The 17,918-nt window shown below is 56.0% G+C and carries 15 protein-coding genes; 9 read left to right on the plus strand and 6 right to left on the minus strand.

The window, feature by feature from the left end:
- The first annotated feature begins 74 nt into the window (after nt 1–74).
- From trxB to infA, 5 genes are all read left to right on the plus strand, one after another.
- Nucleotides 75–1,043, plus strand: a complete 969-nt coding sequence (gene trxB, locus AM410_RS23010; RefSeq protein WP_025204565.1) for a thioredoxin-disulfide reductase — start codon at nt 75–77, stop codon at nt 1,041–1,043.
- Between the two features lie 114 nt (nt 1,044–1,157).
- Nucleotides 1,158–2,924, plus strand: coding sequence for a heme ABC transporter permease/ATP-binding protein CydD (gene cydD, locus AM410_RS23015; RefSeq protein WP_032681338.1), 1,767 nt, complete (start codon nt 1,158–1,160; stop codon nt 2,922–2,924).
- A complete protein-coding gene (gene cydC / locus AM410_RS23020) occupies nt 2,924–4,645 on the plus strand; it encodes a heme ABC transporter ATP-binding protein/permease CydC (RefSeq protein WP_073395847.1) in 1,722 nt (573 codons plus the stop codon). Before cydD ends, cydC begins: the two co-directional genes overlap by 1 nt.
- A gap of 46 nt (nt 4,646–4,691) precedes the next feature.
- On the plus strand, nt 4,692–5,396 hold the full coding sequence (gene aat, locus AM410_RS23025; protein WP_014169362.1) for a leucyl/phenylalanyl-tRNA--protein transferase: 705 nt from the start codon (nt 4,692–4,694) through the stop codon (nt 5,394–5,396).
- Nucleotides 5,397–5,680: 284 nt separating this feature from the next.
- A complete protein-coding gene (gene infA, locus AM410_RS23030; protein WP_002211347.1) occupies nt 5,681–5,899 on the plus strand; it encodes a translation initiation factor IF-1 in 219 nt (72 codons plus the stop codon).
- A 70-nt stretch (nt 5,900–5,969) separates the two neighbouring features.
- On the opposite strand, the gene AM410_RS23035 is transcribed toward infA, so the two are convergent.
- From AM410_RS23035 to clpS, 3 genes are all read right to left on the minus strand, one after another.
- Nucleotides 5,970–6,416, minus strand: a complete 447-nt coding sequence (locus AM410_RS23035) for a hypothetical protein (RefSeq protein WP_032681340.1) — start codon at nt 6,414–6,416, stop codon at nt 5,970–5,972.
- Nucleotides 6,417–6,791: 375 nt separating this feature from the next.
- Nucleotides 6,792–9,071, minus strand: coding sequence for an ATP-dependent Clp protease ATP-binding subunit ClpA (gene clpA / locus AM410_RS23040; RefSeq protein ID WP_020884836.1), 2,280 nt, complete (start codon nt 9,069–9,071; stop codon nt 6,792–6,794).
- A gap of 28 nt (nt 9,072–9,099) precedes the next feature.
- The gene (gene clpS / locus AM410_RS23045) at nt 9,100–9,420 is read right to left on the minus strand and encodes an ATP-dependent Clp protease adapter ClpS (RefSeq protein WP_006174393.1); all 321 of its coding nucleotides are present in this window, start codon (nt 9,418–9,420) and stop codon (nt 9,100–9,102) included.
- A gap of 267 nt (nt 9,421–9,687) precedes the next feature.
- Between clpS and cspD the strand changes: the two genes are divergently transcribed.
- On the plus strand, nt 9,688–9,909 hold the full coding sequence (gene cspD, locus AM410_RS23050; protein WP_008499993.1) for a cold shock-like protein CspD: 222 nt from the start codon (nt 9,688–9,690) through the stop codon (nt 9,907–9,909).
- Between the two features lie 70 nt (nt 9,910–9,979).
- Here cspD and macB read toward each other — a convergent pair whose 3' ends face one another.
- Nucleotides 9,980–11,920 (minus strand): macrolide ABC transporter ATP-binding protein/permease MacB, encoded by a 1,941-nt coding sequence (gene macB / locus AM410_RS23055; protein WP_059305594.1) that lies wholly within the window; start codon nt 11,918–11,920, stop codon nt 9,980–9,982.
- Complete coding sequence (macA, locus tag AM410_RS23060; RefSeq protein ID WP_020884838.1) at nt 11,917–13,032, minus strand: macrolide transporter subunit MacA; 1,116 nt, start codon at nt 13,030–13,032, stop codon at nt 11,917–11,919. The genes macB and macA overlap by 4 nt, the downstream gene beginning before the upstream one ends.
- A gap of 159 nt (nt 13,033–13,191) precedes the next feature.
- Between macA and AM410_RS23065 the strand changes: the two genes are divergently transcribed.
- Nucleotides 13,192–14,148: a VirK/YbjX family protein gene (locus AM410_RS23065; RefSeq protein WP_073395845.1), complete on the plus strand. Its 957-nt coding sequence runs from the start codon at nt 13,192–13,194 to the stop codon at nt 14,146–14,148.
- On the opposite strand, the gene AM410_RS23070 is transcribed toward AM410_RS23065, so the two are convergent.
- Entirely contained in the window at nt 14,145–15,803 is a 1,659-nt protein-coding gene (locus AM410_RS23070) for an ATP-dependent endonuclease (protein WP_014169354.1), read from the minus strand. The two genes, AM410_RS23065 and AM410_RS23070, sit on opposite strands and share 4 nt — an antisense overlap.
- Before the next feature lie 289 nt (nt 15,804–16,092).
- Between AM410_RS23070 and aqpZ the strand changes: the two genes are divergently transcribed.
- Both aqpZ and AM410_RS23080 read left to right on the plus strand, forming a co-directional pair.
- Nucleotides 16,093–16,788 carry an aquaporin Z gene (gene aqpZ / locus AM410_RS23075; protein ID WP_025204573.1) on the plus strand — a complete coding sequence of 232 codons (696 nt, stop codon included), beginning with the start codon at nt 16,093–16,095 and terminating at the stop codon, nt 16,786–16,788.
- Nucleotides 16,789–16,954: 166 nt separating this feature from the next.
- On the plus strand, nt 16,955–17,854 hold the full coding sequence (locus tag AM410_RS23080; protein ID WP_020884841.1) for a lysine exporter LysO family protein: 900 nt from the start codon (nt 16,955–16,957) through the stop codon (nt 17,852–17,854).
- Nucleotides 17,855–17,918: the final 64 nt, after the last annotated feature.

Consider the following 17,918-nt stretch of genomic DNA (forward strand, 5'->3'; position numbering starts at 1 on the left):
TGCTGCGCTCTTTTTTTACGGCAACAAATTCCCTACAATCCAGCCAAATGTCTGCCAACAACAATGGGGATCTCATGGGCACGGCCAAACACAGTAAGCTGCTAATTCTTGGTTCTGGACCTGCGGGATATACCGCGGCGGTCTATGCTGCACGCGCTAACCTGCAACCGGTTCTGATTACCGGCATGGAAAAAGGCGGTCAGCTGACCACCACCACGGAAGTGGAAAACTGGCCAGGCGACCCGAACGACCTGACCGGGCCGCTGCTGATGGAGCGTATGCACGAGCATGCGACGAAATTCGAAACCGAAATTCTGTTCGATCATATCAACAAGGTTGACCTGCAGAACCGTCCGTTCCGTCTGACGGGCGACAGTGGCGAGTACACCTGTGATGCGCTGATCATCGCGACCGGCGCTTCTGCCCGTTATCTCGGTCTGCCGTCTGAAGAAGCATTCAAAGGCCGTGGCGTTTCCGCCTGCGCAACCTGCGATGGTTTCTTCTATCGCAACCAGAAAGTGGCGGTTATCGGTGGCGGCAACACTGCCGTGGAAGAAGCCCTTTATCTGGCGAACATCGCCTCTGAAGTGCACCTGATCCACCGTCGTGACACCTTCCGCGCAGAGAAGATCCTGATCAAACGTCTGATGGATAAAGTGGCGAGTGGCAATATCGTGCTGCACACCAACCGTACCCTGGAAGAAGTCACGGGCGATCAGATGGGCGTTGCCGGTCTGCGTATTCGTGATACCCAGAACACCGATAACGTCGAAACGCTGGAAGTGGCGGGTCTGTTTGTGGCGATCGGTCACAGCCCGAACACCGCGATTTTCGAGGGGCAACTGGAGCTGGAAAACGGCTACATCAAAGTGCAGTCCGGTATTCACGGCAACGCGACCCAGACCAGCATTCCTGGCGTATTCGCTGCTGGCGATGTGATGGACCATATCTACCGTCAGGCGATCACCTCTGCTGGCACCGGCTGTATGGCCGCGCTGGACGCGGAACGCTACCTCGACGGGCTGGCGGAACAAGGTAAATAATCTTTACAAGTCAGTAACAAACGTAAATAAAGGCGGCGATAAGTCGCCTTTATTGTCTCTCCGTTGTAACATTGCGCTGCCCAACTTCTAATAACGTCACCTGCTAAGTACGCAATGGAAAAAACCCGTCAACAAGAGTTAACACGCTGGCTGAAACAGCAAAGCGTTCTTTCCCGCCGCTGGCTAACAATCTCCCGTTTTCTGGGGTTTGTCAGTGGTCTGTTGATTGTTGCCCAGGCATGGCTGCTGGCCCGCATTCTTAATCACATGATCATGGAGAACATTCCGCGCGAAGCGCTCCTGTTGCCCTTTATCGTCCTGATCCTGATTTTTGTTCTTCGTGCCTGGGTGGTCTGGCTGCGTGAGCGCGTGGGTTTTCACGCCGGACAGCATATCCGCTATGAGATCCGCCGTCAGGTGCTTGACCGCCTTCAGGAGGCCGGTCCGGCGTGGATCCAGGGTAAACCCGCGGGAAGCTGGGCGACGCTGATCCTTGAGCAGATTGACGATATGCATGACTACTATGCGCGCTATCTGCCACAGATGGCGCTAGCCGTCTTCGTTCCGTTGCTGATTGTCATCGCCATTTTCCCGGTCAACTGGATGGCAGCGCTGATCCTGCTGGGCACAGCCCCGCTGATCCCGCTGTTTATGGCGCTGGTGGGCATGGGTGCCGCGGACGCTAACCGACGTAACTTTCTGGCTCTGGGTCGCTTAAGCGGCCATTTCCTTGACCGTCTGCGCGGCATGGAAACGTTGCGCATTTTTGGCCGCGGTGAAGCGGAAACTGAAAATATCCGCCTCGCATCGCAGGATTTCCGTCAGCGCACCATGGAAGTGTTACGTCTGGCGTTCCTCTCCTCCGGCGTACTCGAATTCTTTACCTCGCTGTCGATTGCACTTGTGGCGGTCTACTTTGGCTTCTCGTATCTCGGCGCGCTGGATTTTGGCCACTACGGCACGGCGGTGACCCTTTCAGCCGGTTTCCTTGCGCTGATACTGGCCCCCGAATTTTTCCAGCCGCTTCGCGATCTGGGTACCTTCTATCATGCAAAAGCGCAGGCCGTGGGCGCGGCTGACAGCCTGAAGACGTTTATGGAAACGCCACTGGCGCATCCGGAACGCGGTGACGTGACGCTGAACGCCAAAGAGCCGGTTACCCTTGAAGCGCGTGATTTCTCCATTCTGTCGCCTGAAGGCAACGTGCTGGCAGGCCCGCTTAACTTTACCCTTCCGGCCGGAAAACGTGTGGTGCTCGTAGGCATCAGCGGTTCAGGGAAAAGCTCTCTGCTCAATGCGCTATCGGGTTTTATGGCCTACACCGGATCGCTGCGGATCAACCAAACTGAACTGCGCGATCTCGATCCGCTTGCCTGGCGTAAACAGCTTAGCTGGGTGGGACAAAACCCTCAGCTTCCTGCCGCCACGTTGCGAGACAATGTGCTGCTGGCTCGCCCGGATGCACGTGACGATGAACTGCAATCCGTGCTCGACCGCGCCTGGGTCAGCGAGTTTCTGCCGCAGCTTCCGCAGGGTGTCGATACCGTTGTCGGTGACCAGTCTGCCGGCCTGTCAGTCGGTCAGGCCCAGCGTGTGGCGGTTGCCCGCGCGCTGCTTAACCCATGCCAGCTCTTGCTGCTCGACGAGCCAGCAGCGAGCCTTGACGCGCACAGTGAGCAACGCGTCATGGATGCCCTGAATGCGGCCTCGCGGCAGCAGACCACCCTGATGGTCACCCATCAGCTGGAAGGTATTGCTGACTGGGATCAGATTTGGGTCATGGAAAATGGTCATATTGTTGAGCAAGGCGATTACGCCTCTCTCGTTGCCGCGCAGGGCCCGTTTGCAACCCTGCTGGCAAACCGTCAGGAGGATATCTGATGCGTGCTCTGCTTCCTTATCTAGCGCTCTATAAACGCCATAAATGGATGCTGCTGCTGGGCATTGTGCTGGCGATTGTTACCCTGCTTGCCAGCATCGGTCTGCTTACGCTCTCCGGCTGGTTCTTGTCCGCTTCGGCCGTCGCGGGGTTCGCGGGTTTATACAGCTTTAACTATATGCTTCCGGCTGCAGGCGTTCGCGGCACCGCAATCACGCGTACTGCCGGACGTTATTTTGAGCGTCTGGTCAGCCACGACGCCACTTTCCGCGTGCTACAGCACCTGCGCATTTACACCTTCAGCAAACTGTTACCCCTCTCCCCTGCCGGGCTGGCGCGTTTTCGTCAGGGTGAGTTACTCAACCGTGTCGTAGCCGATGTCGACACGCTGGATCACCTTTACCTGCGCGTCATCTCGCCCATCGTGGGGGCGTTTGTGGTGATTGTGGTGGTCACGCTGGGGTTGTCGGTTCTGGACGTTTCCGTTGCGCTCACGCTGGGTGGCATCATGCTGCTGACGCTGATTATCCTGCCACCGCTGTTTTATCGTGCAGGTAAATCCACCGGCGAGAACCTGACGCGACTGCGCGGCGACTATCGACAGCAGCTGACATCGTGGCTGCAGGGACAGGCGGAACTGACCATTTTTGGTGCCAGCACGCGTTATCGCAGTCAAATGGAAAGCACTGAGCTGAACTGGCATGAAGCTCAGCGCCGCCAGTCGGAGCTGACGGCATTCTCCCAGGCGCTGATGATGTTAATCGGCGGCGTGGCGGTCATCGCCATGCTGTGGATGGCTTCAGGTGGCGTAGGCGGGAATACCCAGCCCGGCCCTCTGATTGCCCTCTTCGTTTTCTGCGCCCTGGCCGCGTTTGAAGCGCTGGCCCCGGTGACGGGCGCCTTCCAGCATCTCGGACAGGTCATCGCTTCTGCCCTGCGCATCACCCAGATTGCCGAGCAGGAGCCGGAGGTTACATTCAGCGGCGCTCAGACCGCCGTGCCGGCGCAGGTTGCGCTGACCCTGGATAACGTCACCTTTGCCTATGAAAAACAGGCGCAAAACGCGCTGGAAGGGATCACGCTGTCTGTTAAAGCAGGCCAGCGGATTGCGCTCCTCGGTCGTACCGGTTGCGGTAAATCCACCCTTCTTCAGTTGCTGACCCGCGCCTGGGATCCGCAGCACGGTCAGATTCGGTTTAACGATACGCCGCTGACCGACTTCAGCGAACAGACGCTGCGCAAGACCGTGAGCGTGGTTCCGCAGCGCGTGCACCTCTTCAGCGCGACGCTGCGTGATAACCTGCTGCTCGCGGCACCTCAGGCCTCCGACGATGATCTGTGCGCCATGCTGGAGCAGGTTGGGCTGCAAAAACTGCTTGAGAACGACGGGCTGAACGGCTGGCTCGGGGAAGGCGGTCGTCAGCTCTCCGGCGGCGAGTTGCGCCGTCTGGCGATTGCACGCGCGTTGTTGCACGATGCGCCGCTGATGCTGCTTGATGAACCCACCGAAGGGCTGGACGCAACAACCGAGAGCCAAATCCTTGATTTACTGGCCCATGTTATGACCGGAAAAACCGTGCTGATGGTCACCCACCGCCTGCGCGGGCTGGCGAGTTTTGATCAGATAATTGTGATGGACAACGGACATATTATTGAGCAAGGTAGTCACACAGAACTGTTGGCGAAACAGGGTCGCTACTACCAGTTTAAACAGCGTCTGTAGACTATATTTGTACCGATCCTAACTCGCGTATTGGAGTTCTGCTGTCATGCGCCTGGTCCAGCTTTCTCGTCATAACATCGCGTTCCCTTCGCCGGAGGGAGCGCTGCGTGAACCTAATGGGCTGCTGGCCCTTGGCGGCGACCTCAGTCCTGCGCGGCTTTTGATGGCTTACCAGCGCGGCATTTTCCCGTGGTTTTCACCCGGCGACCCGATTTTATGGTGGTCGCCCGATCCCCGTGCCGTGCTGTGGCCGGCGCAGTTTCACCTGAGCCGCAGCATGAAGCGTTTCCATGCGAAATCACCCTACCGCGTCACCCTGAATCATGCCTTCGGTCAGGTCATTGAAGGCTGTGCCGAAGACCGTCATGAAGGAACCTGGATCACCCGCGATATCATTACCGCCTATCACCAGCTGCATGAGCTGGGTTTCGCGCACTCCATTGAAGTCTGGCAAGACGGTGAACTCGTCGGCGGGATGTATGGCGTTGCGCAGGGGACGCTGTTTTGCGGCGAATCGATGTTCTCCCGTGCCGTGAATGCCTCGAAAACCGCGCTGCTGATCTTCTGCCAGGAGTTTGCCCAGCGCGGCGGAAAACTGATGGATTGCCAGGTCCTCAATGAGCATACTGCCTCGCTCGGCGCGGTTGAAATCCCCCGCCGCCACTACATAGAACATCTGGACGTTTGCCGTCAGGAGAAGCTGCCGCGAGACTTCTGGGTACCAAGAACGCTCTTTATGCCCAATGCCTAAATGTTTTCCGCATATTTTTTGTGAGGGTGTTATAATTATGCCGCAGAGTAGGTTCTGCCTGTTGCCTCGCCGCCGTTTGGGTCCTCCGCTTCAGATAACGTCCTGACGTTTATCCTGTTGTATCCCCTTTACGAATGCGCTTTCCGTTCGGTTGTACCGTGACGCTTGGGCAATGCGCCGAAACTATTTTGCTGCGTTTTAAACGCGCAATTCTTTACTTAATTGATGAATTTCGGCATTATCTTGCCGGTTCAAAACTTGGTAGTGATACCCCAGAGGATTAGATGGCCAAAGAAGACAATATTGAAATGCAGGGTACCGTACTTGATACGTTGCCTAACACCATGTTTCGCGTAGAGCTGGAAAACGGTCACGTGGTAACTGCGCACATCTCCGGTAAAATGCGCAAAAACTATATCCGCATTTTAACGGGCGACAAAGTGACTGTTGAACTGACCCCGTACGACCTGAGCAAAGGCCGCATTGTCTTCCGTAGTCGCTAATTGTTTTCGCCTGTAATGGCAGATGAATATATAAAGGTCGGGTTAACCCCGGCCTTTTTTATTTAACGGCTTAATGCCGGGCAGGAAGATGTATTGTCATGCGGGGCTGCGCCGGCGTGATTAAATCCCCGGCCATGGAATGCACCATCTCATGCAGCAATCCCGTCAGGTGCGGCAGCATATCCCGATCAAAATGGGACACCAGCAGCACGTGGTTTACTGCCCGGCAGTAGTCGCACTTTGTTTCGGTATCTTCCAGAAGCCACGCTTTTTGTCGCGGTGGTTCAGCGTCCTCCTCAAATTCCACTATCTGAAAATCACGCATTGATTCTGTGAGTCCGCTTTTGACTTCTTCCAGATACGCGCCTAAACAGCGGCACACGGGCTGCGTTTGCGGGTGGGCGTTGCAGTCCAGCAGAATTTCGGTGAGCAGCATGCAGCGCCCGGCCAGGGTCGGGAGATCGGGGTTGAGGGAGAGTTCGCTGTAGAGCTGGGAGAAAGAGTTTTCTGTATTCATTGGGTAATACCTTCACACACGTTGAGTTACCACCGCAGGAAACGCCAGATTCGCTGGCGGCGGACGAAAAGGAATTGGCGTACCAGTGTGTGTGCTACTGGCGCTTCAAAAGAAGCTTCCGATTCGCCCGCCAGATGCAGAATTATACCCTTTTCCTTAGGGCGAACGAAGCCTGCAGCAATGGTGCTGCTCACACACTTTCAGGACGCCAATCCTGACACCTGATTTTGCAGGTGCGCCGCCATTCTAGGACTGTGAATTTATACAGCAATGAGTGAGATGAAAATATGGAAAGCGCCTCGCAAAGTTTCGGTGCGGGCAGGGATAAAAAAACCGGGCAGTGAGTTGCCCGGTTTTTAAGACTAATGCAGGAAATTAGTGAGCCGCTTCCGGCTTGTGCTTCTGCGCACTCTGGAAATCGTACGTCAGCTCATTCTTCTCCTGGTCCAGCGCGACTGTCACCTGGCCGCCATCTACCAGCAAGCCAAACAGCAGCTCGTTCGCCAGCGGTTTCTTCAGGTTGTCCTGAATCACACGCGCCATTGGACGGGCCCCCATCGCACGGTCGTAGCCTTTCTCAGCCAGCCAGTTGCGGGCCTCCTGGCTCACTTCCAGCGATACGCCTTTCTGATCCAGTTGAACCTGCAGCTCGACGATGAACTTATCCACTACCTGATGGATAACCTCGGTAGAGAGGTGATCGAACCAGATAATGTTGTCCAGACGGTTACGGAACTCCGGCGTAAAGATCTTCTTGATCTCTTCCATCGCATCGGTGCTGTTATCCTGATGGATAAGGCCGATAGATTTGCGCTCCGTTTCACGTACACCGGCGTTGGTGGTCATTACCAGCACGACATTGCGGAAGTCCGCCTTGCGCCCGTTGTTATCGGTCAGCGTCCCGTTGTCCATCACCTGCAGCAGGATGTTGAACACGTCCGGGTGCGCTTTCTCGATTTCATCGAGCAGCAGTACCGCGTGCGGATGCTTGATCACCGCGTCAGTTAACAGACCGCCCTGGTCAAAGCCTACATAGCCCGGAGGCGCACCAATCAAACGGCTGACGGTGTGACGCTCCATGTACTCGGACATATCAAAACGCAGCAGCTCAATGCCCAGCGCTTTGGAAAGCTGAACCGTTACCTCGGTTTTCCCCACACCGGTCGGACCGGCGAACAGGAAGGAACCGACAGGCTTATGTTCATGCCCCAGTCCGGCACGGGCCATCTTGATGGCTTCGGTTAACGCCTCAATGGCTTTATCCTGCCCAAAGACCAGCATTTTCAGGCGATTGCCAAGGGTGCGCAGCGTGTCACGGTCGCTCTGAGAAACGCTCTTCTCAGGGATACGCGCGATACGGGCCACCACGGTCTCGATATCCGCCACGTTAACGGTTTTCTTACGCTTGCTGGCTGGCATCAGACGCGCACGCGCCCCTGCCTCATCAATCACGTCAATGGCCTTATCCGGCAGATGACGATCGTTGATGTATTTCACCGCCAGCTCCACCGCCGCACGCACCGCTTTGGCGGTATAACGCACATCGTGGTGCGCTTCGTACTTCGGTTTCAGACCGTTGATGATCTGCACGGTTTCTTCAACAGAAGGTTCAGTCACATCGATTTTCTGGAAACGACGCGCCAGGGCACGATCTTTCTCAAAGATGTTGCTGAACTCCTGATACGTTGTAGAGCCAATCACGCGGATCTTACCGCTGGAGAGCAGCGGTTTGATCAGGTTAGCGGCATCCACCTGGCCACCCGAGGCCGCACCGGCACCGATGATGGTGTGGATCTCATCGATAAACAGAATGCTGTTGGTGTCCTGCTCGAGCTGTTTCAAAAGCGCCTTAAAGCGTTTTTCAAAATCGCCGCGGTATTTAGTGCCCGCCAGCAGCGAGCCAATATCCAGCGAGTAGATGGTGCAATCGGCAATCACTTCCGGTACGTCGCCCTGCACAATACGCCAGGCGAGACCCTCGGCAATCGCGGTTTTACCGACGCCAGATTCACCCACCAGCAGCGGGTTGTTCTTGCGGCGACGGCACAATACCTGGATCGCGCGCTCCAGCTCTTTATCGCGACCAATCAGCGGGTCGATACCGCCAACGCGAGCAAGCTGGTTGAGATTGGTGGTGAAGTTTTCCATACGATCCTCCCCGCCTGCTTGCTCTTCATTGTTATTGACCTGATTGCTGGAATCCGATGCCTGGTTCGGCTCGTCTTTACGCGTTCCGTGAGAGATAAAGTTAACCACGTCGAGTCGGCTGACTTCGTGTTTGCGCAGCAGGTAGGCAGCCTGTGACTCCTGCTCGCTGAAGATGGCGACCAGCACATTTGCGCCCGTCACTTCGCTACGTCCGGAAGACTGGACGTGGAATACCGCACGCTGCAACACGCGCTGGAAGCTGAGCGTCGGCTGCGTGTCGCGCTCTTCTTCACTGGCTGGCAGCACCGGTGTGGTTTGTTCGATGAAGGCTTCGAGTTCCTGACGTAGCGCCACCAGATCCACGGAGCAGGCTTCCAGCGCTTCGCGGGCAGATGGGTTGCTAAGCAGTGCGAGCAGTAAATGCTCGACGGTCATAAACTCATGTCGGTGCTCACGCGCTCTGGCGAAAGCCATATTTAAACTGAGTTCCAGTTCTTGATTGAGCATAGGCACCTCCCCCAAATTTTATGCCTTATCAGGCCTTTTCCAGCGTACACAGCAACGGATGCTCGTTCTCCCTCGCATAATCGTTCACCATCGCGACTTTGGTCTCCGCCACTTCGGCGGTAAAGATGCCGCAGATAGCTTTGCCACGATAATGAACGGTAAGCATCAGTTGCGTTGCACGTTCTACATCATAAGAAAAGAACTTTTGTAGCACGTCAATAACAAATTCCATCGGCGTGTAATCATCGTTCATTAACATAACTTTATACATAGATGGCGGTTTTAGCGCGTCACGCACTTTATCTTCCGCCAGCTGGTCAAAATCCAGCCAGTCGTTGGTCTTACCCATTTTGCATAACCACTTTGAATCTACCTCAGATGTTAGATAACAATCATCTATTACTGTCATCCGCGATGTCTGTCACAAACTGTTGCAATAGCGTTAACTGCTTCAAACTTTGGTTGATTATTGTCCCATCTCAAGCGCCAAACGCTTGACGACTTCTTTCGTTTCTCTAAATTGTACAAGCGTGAGATGGCGAGGTTTTGAACAGCCCCCACTCCACCACCGGTTCATTCCATCTTAACTTATAAGATTTACGAAGGATGTCGAAGCATGGAAATGGGTACTGTTAAGTGGTTCAACAACGCCAAAGGGTTTGGCTTCATCTGCCCCGAAGGCGGCGGCGAGGATATCTTCGCTCACTATTCCACCATTCAGATGGATGGTTACAGAACGCTCAAAGCCGGGCAGTCCGTCCGGTTCGATGTACACCAGGGACCAAAAGGCAATCATGCAAGCCTGATCGTACCCATTGAAGCAGAAACGGTCGCATAGCTCTCTGTTTTATTGTGTACATCCCGCCGTCAAAATGCCAGCCCGATCGGCTGGCATTTTTATTTTCAGCCTATTCGCGAGCCAACGCATCCACAGGATCCAGACGCGCCGCATTGCGGGCAGGCAGCCAGCCAAACAAAATGCCGGTAAAAGTCGAACACAAAAATGCGGTAAAAATGGCCACCGGCGAGAAACCAATCTCCCAGCCGGGTAAAAAAAGCTGCAGAGCAAACGCGATCATCATCGACAGCGCAATGCCCATCGCGCCGCCCACCAGACACACCAGCACCGCTTCAATCAAAAATTGCTGCAGCACATCGCTGGCTCTGGCACCGACTGCCATGCGGATGCCAATCTCCCGGGTACGTTCCGTGACCGATACCAGCATGATATTCATCACCCCGATACCGCCAACCACCAGCGAGATCACCGCCACCAGCGTCAGGAACAGCTGAAGAGTACGTGTGGTCTTTTCCGCCGTTTTCAAGAGACCGTCCATGTTCCAGGTGAAGAAATCTTTCTTCCCGTGACGCAACGTCAGCAGCCGTTCCAGCTGTTGCTCGGCCTGCGCGCTGTCGTAGCCCTCCTTCACGCGAACGGTGATGGAGTTCAGCCAGGACTGCCCCATAATCCGCCCGGAGATGGTGGTATAGGGCAGCCAGACGCGCAGGATCTTGCTGCTGCCAAACATCGACTGTTTCTCTTCCGCCACGCCAATCACCGTCGCAGGCATGTTTCCGACCAGGATAACCTCGCCCACCACGTTGGTTTTATTGGGGAAGAGCTGCCGGCGCGAGTTGGCATCAAGCACCACCACCTGCGCCCGGCCCGCTAACTGCTCGGCATTGAAGGTGGCACCTTCGCTGAAGGTCATGCCATAGACGTTAAAGTAATCGCCGCTGACGCCGTTGGCGCTGGCAGCAACGTCAACATTGCCTACCCGCAGACGGAGGTTTTGCGAGACCGCCGGCGTGGCCGAATTCACCCACGGCTGCTTCTGGATAGCCGCCAGATCGTCATACTTCAGCGCCTGCTGATACTGCGGCTCGTCATCGCCAAAATCTTTGCCGGGATAGACATCAATGGTGTTGGTCCCGATGGCCCGAATATCCGCCAGCACCAGCTGTTTGGCCGCGTCGCCCACGACCACAATCGACACCACCGAGGCGATACCAATGATGATGCCCAGCATGGTCAACAGGGTGCGCATTTTGTTGGCAGCCATCGCCAGCCAGGCCATGGTCAGCGCCTCACGAAACCCGCTGGAAAATTGTCCCCAGCCGGTTGACGCCGGCAGGACTTCTTTCGGTGCCGCCGCCCGGGCGTGTCGCGCCGGCGGGTTGCTGACCAGCTCTCCGTCGCGGATCTCAATGATGCGCTCGGCCTGTGCAGCCACCTGCGGATCGTGGGTAACGATGATGACCGTATGCCCCTGATCGCGAAGCTGGTGAAGGATCGCCATCACCTCTTCACCCGAATGGCTGTCGAGCGCCCCGGTCGGTTCATCTGCGAGGATCACCTGACCGCCGTTCATTAGCGCGCGTGCGATACTGACACGCTGCTGCTGGCCGCCGGAGAGCTGCGAGGGCTGGTACTCCACCCGCTCCGCCAGCCCCAGACGCGTCAGCAGCATCTGGGCGCGCTCAAGGCGTTTTTTCCGCTCGACGCCGGCATAGACCGCCGGCACTTCGACGTTCTGCGCCGCCGTCAGGTGAGAGAGCAGATGGTAACGCTGGAAGATAAAACCGAAATGTTCCCGCCGCAGTTTTGCCAGCGCGTCACCGTCCAGCGTGGAAACATCCATACCGGCCACCCGATAGGTGCCGCTGGTGGGTCTGTCCAGACAGCCGAGAATATTCATCAGCGTCGATTTACCGGAGCCGGACGCACCGACAATCGCCACCATCTCGCCCGCTTCGACGCGCAGGGTGATCCCCTTCAGCACCTCAACCGGGCCATCACCCGACGGATAGCTGCGACGAATGTCATTCAGCTCAAGCAACGCCGTCATTTAGCGGCTCCGGGCAGGCTTTCGCTGGTGACAACCTCCTCACCCTCTTCCAGCCCTTTGACCACCACCACGTCGGTGTCATTACGCGCACCAATGACCACTTCTCGCTCACGCGTTTCGCCGTTGCGCAGCACTTTCACTTTATAGCGGCTCTCGCCGGTGGATTCACCCAGCGCAGAGAGAGGAATGGTGAGCACATTTTTCACGCCGGTAAGCTGAATGTGCACCTGTGCGGTCATGTCCAGACGCAACACACCCTGCGGGTTAGGCACCTCGAAGCGCGCATAGTAGAAGATGGCATCGTTCACTTTTTCCGGCGTCGGCAGAATGTCTTTTAGCGCGCCTTCATAGCGCGTCTGAGGATCGCCGAGGACGGTAAACCAGGCTTTCTGCCCCGGCTTCAGATGAATAACATCCGCCTCTGAGACCTGGGCTTTCACCAGCATGGTGCTCATGTCCGCCAGGGTCAGAATGTTGGGCGCCTGCTGCGCCGCAATCACCGTTTGCCCCTGCAGCGTGGTAATTTGAGTCACTTCCCCGGCCATGGGCGCCACAATCTGCGTATAGTCGAGGTTGGTTTTGGCCGTATCCAGCGAGGCCTGGTTGCGCTTGATCTGCGCATCGATAGTCCCGATCTGCGCCTGCTTAACCGCCAGCTCGGTGGCTGCCGTGTCTAAATCTTGTTTCGAGATGGCCTGCGTTTTGGCCAGCGCCTGCTGACGCGTTAACGTTACCTGGGCCAGGTTGCGCTCAGCCTGCGCCTGTGCACGCTGGGCACGCAGTTCCATGAGCGTGGCTTCCACCTCACGGATCTGGTTTTGCGCCTGCTCAGGATCGATAACGCCCAGCAGCTGGCCTTTTTTCACCTTGTCGCCAATCTCAACCGACAGCGTTTTCAACTGACCGCTTACCTGTGCACCCACGTCAACCTTGCGCAGGGCATCCAGTTTTCCCGTCGCCAGCACGTTTTGCTGCAGCTCGCCCGGACGGACAATCAGTGTTTGATACTGTGGTACAGGGGCATTCAGGATCTGCCATAGCCAGAACCCTCCCCCGATAACAATTACCGCCAGCAGCAGAAACCACGTTCTGCGTTTTCCCTTGAGGTTCATAAATATTCCAAATAAATGTTCTGGCAATTATAAACGTTGATTCTATCTAAACGACTCCTCAACGAAACCCCCGCGCACCGAAATCGCCTCAATTTGTTGATGAGATGTTGAAATTTCGCCTGCTGAAATAGAGCCCTTCCTTCAGAAGCAGGATCTAACATGTCTTCCATCGTCGATACACTTTTTTCTCATCAGCCCCAGCCTAAATCCGGCTGGCAGCTCTTCAATAATCTGGCCTTCGGGAAGATCACACCGGGGCTGGCATGGCAAAACCCCGCTTATCGACGTAAGTTCATGCTCCGTTCGCTGATGACACCGTTCAGCACCACGCGTCTGCTGTCAGAGCTGGCAAAGCAGCCGCGCCTGATGCAAATGTTGCAGGTGCAACCAGGGCTGCCGTGCCGCCTGCACCGCCCGTGGTTAACGGTGGACATGGATCGCCGACAGGCGCTGGAATCGCTGACCTGGCACTACCAGACCATGACGCGCCAGCTTCCGGCAACGCTGGTCAAGGGTTACCTTTCGCCGCAGGGGGCAACCCTGCTGACCCTGACCGGAAAAGACGAACAGCAGTTTACTGTACGCCTGTGCGCCGACGCCTTCATGGATAAAGAGGGTGAAGCCACCCTCGTCTTTTGTAACCATCAGAATACCGTGCTGGCGGAAATGACCTTCACGCTGTGCCCGTTTGAAGGAAAAACAACGCTGTTCATCGGCGGCCTGCAGGGGGCAAAAGCACATGTTCCACATGAACTGATCCAGGGAGCGACCAAAGCGTGTCACGGCCTGTTCCCGAAACGCCTGCTGGTTGAAACGGCAATGACGCTTGGCGCAGCTTTCCCGGTTGAGCATATTGTCGCGGTGAGTAACGCCACGCATATCTACCGCAGCTGGCGTTACCGCAAGAAAAAAGAGGGAAAACTGCTGGCCGATTATGACAGCTTCTGGCTCTCCCTCGGCGGGCAAAAACAGGATAACGGCCACTTCATGCTGCCGCTCGCCATGCCCCGTAAGCCGATGGAAGAGATTGCGAGCAAAAAGCGCGCTGAGTACCGCCGCCGCTATGCGTTACTGGACAGCCTGACGCAACAGGTCACGCAGGCGACCCGCGCTTAATCCGCTTTCCCGCGTGCCAGCCACAGCACGCGGGAGAACATCTTGCGCAGCAGCGTCGGCACGGACTCCACGCCACGTCTCCCCGCTTCCGTCGCCACCTCAATCGCTAAATCAGGTTTTGAAGAGCGGTGGATGGCTTTGGCAATCACGCGCCGCATGTTCATTGGCACATCCACCGGCACCATCGCAATCCGGTGGAACACGTCGTCGAACCCCTGACGGTACATAAAGTGCTCCATGTCCATGGCCGGCAGCATGGTTAAGTGGTCGCGCTCTTCTTCGCGCTCATTATTCAGCAGGCCACGCACGGTCGCGGCATATTTTTTCCCCGCCTCGTCACCATCCACCAGCACATGCCATTCAATGCCCATCCGCCGGGCGAATTTGATCAGCGGCTTGATCCCCGACTGGGCAAATTCGATGACCTTGATACCTTCGGCATCAAAATGGTGTCCGCACTGACGCGCCAGTTCGTTGATAACCCAGGTTTCCGTTTCTCCCTCAACCAGCAGCCAGCAGCGGGCGAACAGCGACGACGCACGATTAAAGCGGATGTGGAACGAGATACGACGTCCCTCTTCCGCGTTCATCCCGCCCGGCCCGAGGCGATAGGCGGTGACGCGGGAAGACTCACGTACCAGACGGCAGACGTGCTCGACCGGGGTCAGCGACAATAACTCGCCGGAATTGGTGGTGGTCACGCGCTGCAGCGGCAGCAGATTCAACAGGTGCCACGCCACCGAGAGCATGATCGGGTGCAGGCGCGTTTCCGGGTCTTCCACCAGCAGCAGCGGGCGGGCGTCACGGTCGAGACGAACGGTGCCCTTGGCCTGCAGTAGCGTCGAAAACAGCCCCAGCAAAATCACCCGATGGGTACGGCCACCGGGCCTGTCGATCATCCGGTTAATGATATCGAGGTAGCGCCAGCTGCGTTGTTCATCGTGAGAGCGGCGGCGCATCAGACGATGGCGCGACTCCGACGTCCCCTGCTCGGAAAAATAGTGTTCCAGCAGTTGTACCATTGCCGACAACCCCTGGCGGATTTGACCATCGGTCAGATTTTGCGGACGCGCCACCAGCTCTCGCGCCAGGAAATCCAGCTCGCGGGCGGTCACTTCCACTTCCGGCATATTCGGTACGGTGCCGTTGCGGATCCGCCGCATAAAACGCGCATCACGCAGGCGCAACACCGGCATCAGGCGAATCAGGTGGCGAGCCAGGTCGTCGATGTCATCCAGCGGAATAGGGTTGGCTTTCTCATCGAGGAAATCACGCAGGGTTAATACGCCCTCGTTTTCTGCCATCTCACCTTCCAGCCGGTAGAAAATCCGGTGGAAACCGTCGTCGCACGGAACCCAGCAGGGTGATAACGGCCGGAAGCGTCGCACGCGGTGACGCCCCGGCTCGGATTCGCGGAACGTCAGAATAATGTGCAGGTGTTTTTCGCGGCCATTCACATCGCCGGGAGGAAACCAGAAATCATCATGGGCAAAGTGATACAGATCGTCTTCGGGCGAAAGCAGCAGCGTCAGCGCATCCAGCAGGCTGGACTTACCCCACGCGTTCTCACCGATCAGGACGTTGTTCTGCTCAAGCTGCAGCGACAGGCGGTTAATACCGCGGAACCCAACAATTTCCACACGTTCGAGAAGCATAAATCCCCCGCGAGATGATCACTTTTTCCTTTAAGTTATCAGCAGTATAGCGGCAGGAACTTTGACACGACAGCACAACCTTCGTGCTGTAGAGAATTGGTCTATGCTCTATTTACCGTCGATTTGAACAAGGAATGACATCACGTTGCCATAAATCAAATTAACCGAATTAATTTTAGTGGCGAAGGGATGTTTTTGTTTTTAAAATAATGGCTCTTTGAGTCGTCATCCCTTTTTTGACGATATCCCGCACGCAGGAACGCGTGTGAAGTTTATTATTGAGGTGGTTATGTTTAGAAAATTAGCAGCAGAATGCTTTGGTACATTCTGGCTGGTGTTTGGTGGCTGCGGTAGCGCCGTTCTGGCAGCAGCATTTCCGGAATTAGGTATTGGTTTTGTCGGCGTTGCGCTGGCATTCGGTTTAACCGTATTAACCATGGCGTTTGCCGTGGGTCATATTTCCGGCGGTCATTTTAACCCGGCGGTGACATTAGGTTTATGGGCGGGCGGTCGTTTCCCTGCTAAAGAAGTCATTGGTTATATTGTGGCCCAGGTTGTTGGCGGAATTATTGCTGCAGCGGTTCTGTACGTTATTGCCAGCGGTAAAGCCGGCTTTGACGCCGCCGCAAGCGGCTTCGCCTCAAACGGTTTCGGCGAACACTCCCCTGGCGGTTACTCCATGCTCTCTGCCATCGTGATTGAAATTGTGCTGACCGCAGGCTTCCTGCTGGTGATCCACGGCGCAACCGACAAACACGCCCCGGCGGGCTTCGCGCCTATTGCCATTGGTCTGGCGCTGACGCTTATCCACCTGATCTCTATTCCGGTCACCAACACCTCCGTAAACCCGGCGCGCAGTACTGCCGTCGCTATTTTCCAGGGCGGCTGGGCGCTTGAGCAGCTGTGGCTGTTCTGGGTAATGCCAATCATCGGCGGTATTCTGGGCGGCGTGCTGTATCGCACCCTGCTGGAAAAACGCGATTAATTGCGTGTGCAGTCGGGTAGCACTTACGCTTACCCGACCTGCATGACAACACTCAGGCCGGGTCAGGCGTTGCTGCCACCCGGCTTTTTTGTTGCTCCTTTACCTGACAACGTTTATTGGGTAGTGTCTCTGGCGCTTAACAGATACTCACAAGGACCCGTTGTTCATGTTTTCAGGACTCCTCATCATTCTGCTGCCTCTGATTGTGGGCTACCTTATCCCGCTGCATCGCGAATCCGCGTTACGGCTTATCAACCGTTTTCTGAGCTGGATTGTCTACGTCATTCTTTTCTTTATGGGGATAAGCCTGGCGTTTCTGGATAATCTGGCCACCAATCTGCTGGCGATCCTGCATTATTCTGTCGTCACCTGCGCCGTTATTTTGCTGTGCAATATTGCCGCACTTTTCTGGCTTGAACGCACTATTCCGTGGAAAAATCACCACCATCAGGAAAAACTGCCGTCACGAATTGCAATGGCGCTGGAATCTTTAAAATTATGCGGCGTCGTGGTGCTGGGTTTTGTTCTTGGGCTGAGCGGATGGAATTTTTTACAGCACGCGACGGAAGCCAGTGAATATACCCTCATTTTCCTGCTGTTCCTTATCGGTATTCAGCTGCGAAATAATGGCATGACGTTGAAACAGATTGTCCTTAATCGCCGTGGAATGATCGTCGCGGTTATCGTCGTCATTAGCTCACTGGTGGCGGGCGTGATTAATGCCTTTATTCTCGGCCTGCCGTTAAAAACCGGTCTGGCAATGGCCTCCGGATTTGGCTGGTATTCCCTTTCCGGTATTCTGCTGACCGAATCGTTCGGTCCGGTCATCGGGAGCGCCGCCTTCTTTAACGACCTGGCGCGGGAATTAATTGCCATTATGCTGATCCCGGGCCTGGTGCGCCGCAGTCGCTCGACCGCACTGGGGCTGTGTGGCGCCACGTCGATGGACTTTACCCTGCCGGTCCTGCAGCGTTCAGGTGGGCTGGAGATGGTGCCTGCCGCCATTGTGCATGGCTTTATTTTGAGCCTGCTGGTTCCCGTTCTGATGGCGTTTTTCTCCGCCTGATACTCCTCTGGCGGTAGGCTTTCTGCCGCCAAAATTGCGCTAAATCAATCTCCCTCTATTTTGT

It is taken from the genome of Enterobacter cloacae complex sp. FDA-CDC-AR_0164 (assembly GCF_003071645.1).
Taxonomy (GTDB): Bacteria; Pseudomonadota; Gammaproteobacteria; order Enterobacterales; family Enterobacteriaceae; genus Enterobacter; species Enterobacter ludwigii.

What these genes read in the sequence shown, in the direction of transcription:
- aat (WP_014169362.1), top strand. Translation starts at nt 4,692, where the DNA reads ATGCGCCTGGTCCAGCTTTCTCGTCATAACATCGCGTTCCCTTCGCCG.
- macB (WP_059305594.1), bottom strand. Translation starts at nt 11,920, where the DNA reads ATGACGGCGTTGCTTGAGCTGAATGACATTCGTCGCAGCTATCCGTCG.
- AM410_RS23070 (WP_014169354.1), bottom strand. Translation starts at nt 15,803, where the DNA reads ATGCTTCTCGAACGTGTGGAAATTGTTGGGTTCCGCGGTATTAACCGC.
- cydC (WP_073395847.1), top strand. Translation starts at nt 2,924, where the DNA reads ATGCGTGCTCTGCTTCCTTATCTAGCGCTCTATAAACGCCATAAATGG.
- infA (WP_002211347.1), top strand. Translation starts at nt 5,681, where the DNA reads ATGGCCAAAGAAGACAATATTGAAATGCAGGGTACCGTACTTGATACG.
- AM410_RS23065 (WP_073395845.1), top strand. Translation starts at nt 13,192, where the DNA reads ATGTCTTCCATCGTCGATACACTTTTTTCTCATCAGCCCCAGCCTAAA.
- AM410_RS23035 (WP_032681340.1), bottom strand. Translation starts at nt 6,416, where the DNA reads ATGAATACAGAAAACTCTTTCTCCCAGCTCTACAGCGAACTCTCCCTC.
- cydD (WP_032681338.1), top strand. Translation starts at nt 1,158, where the DNA reads ATGGAAAAAACCCGTCAACAAGAGTTAACACGCTGGCTGAAACAGCAA.
- cspD (WP_008499993.1), top strand. Translation starts at nt 9,688, where the DNA reads ATGGAAATGGGTACTGTTAAGTGGTTCAACAACGCCAAAGGGTTTGGC.
- trxB (WP_025204565.1), top strand. Translation starts at nt 75, where the DNA reads ATGGGCACGGCCAAACACAGTAAGCTGCTAATTCTTGGTTCTGGACCT.
- aqpZ (WP_025204573.1), top strand. Translation starts at nt 16,093, where the DNA reads ATGTTTAGAAAATTAGCAGCAGAATGCTTTGGTACATTCTGGCTGGTG.
- macA (WP_020884838.1), bottom strand. Translation starts at nt 13,032, where the DNA reads ATGAACCTCAAGGGAAAACGCAGAACGTGGTTTCTGCTGCTGGCGGTA.
- AM410_RS23080 (WP_020884841.1), top strand. Translation starts at nt 16,955, where the DNA reads ATGTTTTCAGGACTCCTCATCATTCTGCTGCCTCTGATTGTGGGCTAC.
- clpA (WP_020884836.1), bottom strand. Translation starts at nt 9,071, where the DNA reads ATGCTCAATCAAGAACTGGAACTCAGTTTAAATATGGCTTTCGCCAGA.
- clpS (WP_006174393.1), bottom strand. Translation starts at nt 9,420, where the DNA reads ATGGGTAAGACCAACGACTGGCTGGATTTTGACCAGCTGGCGGAAGAT.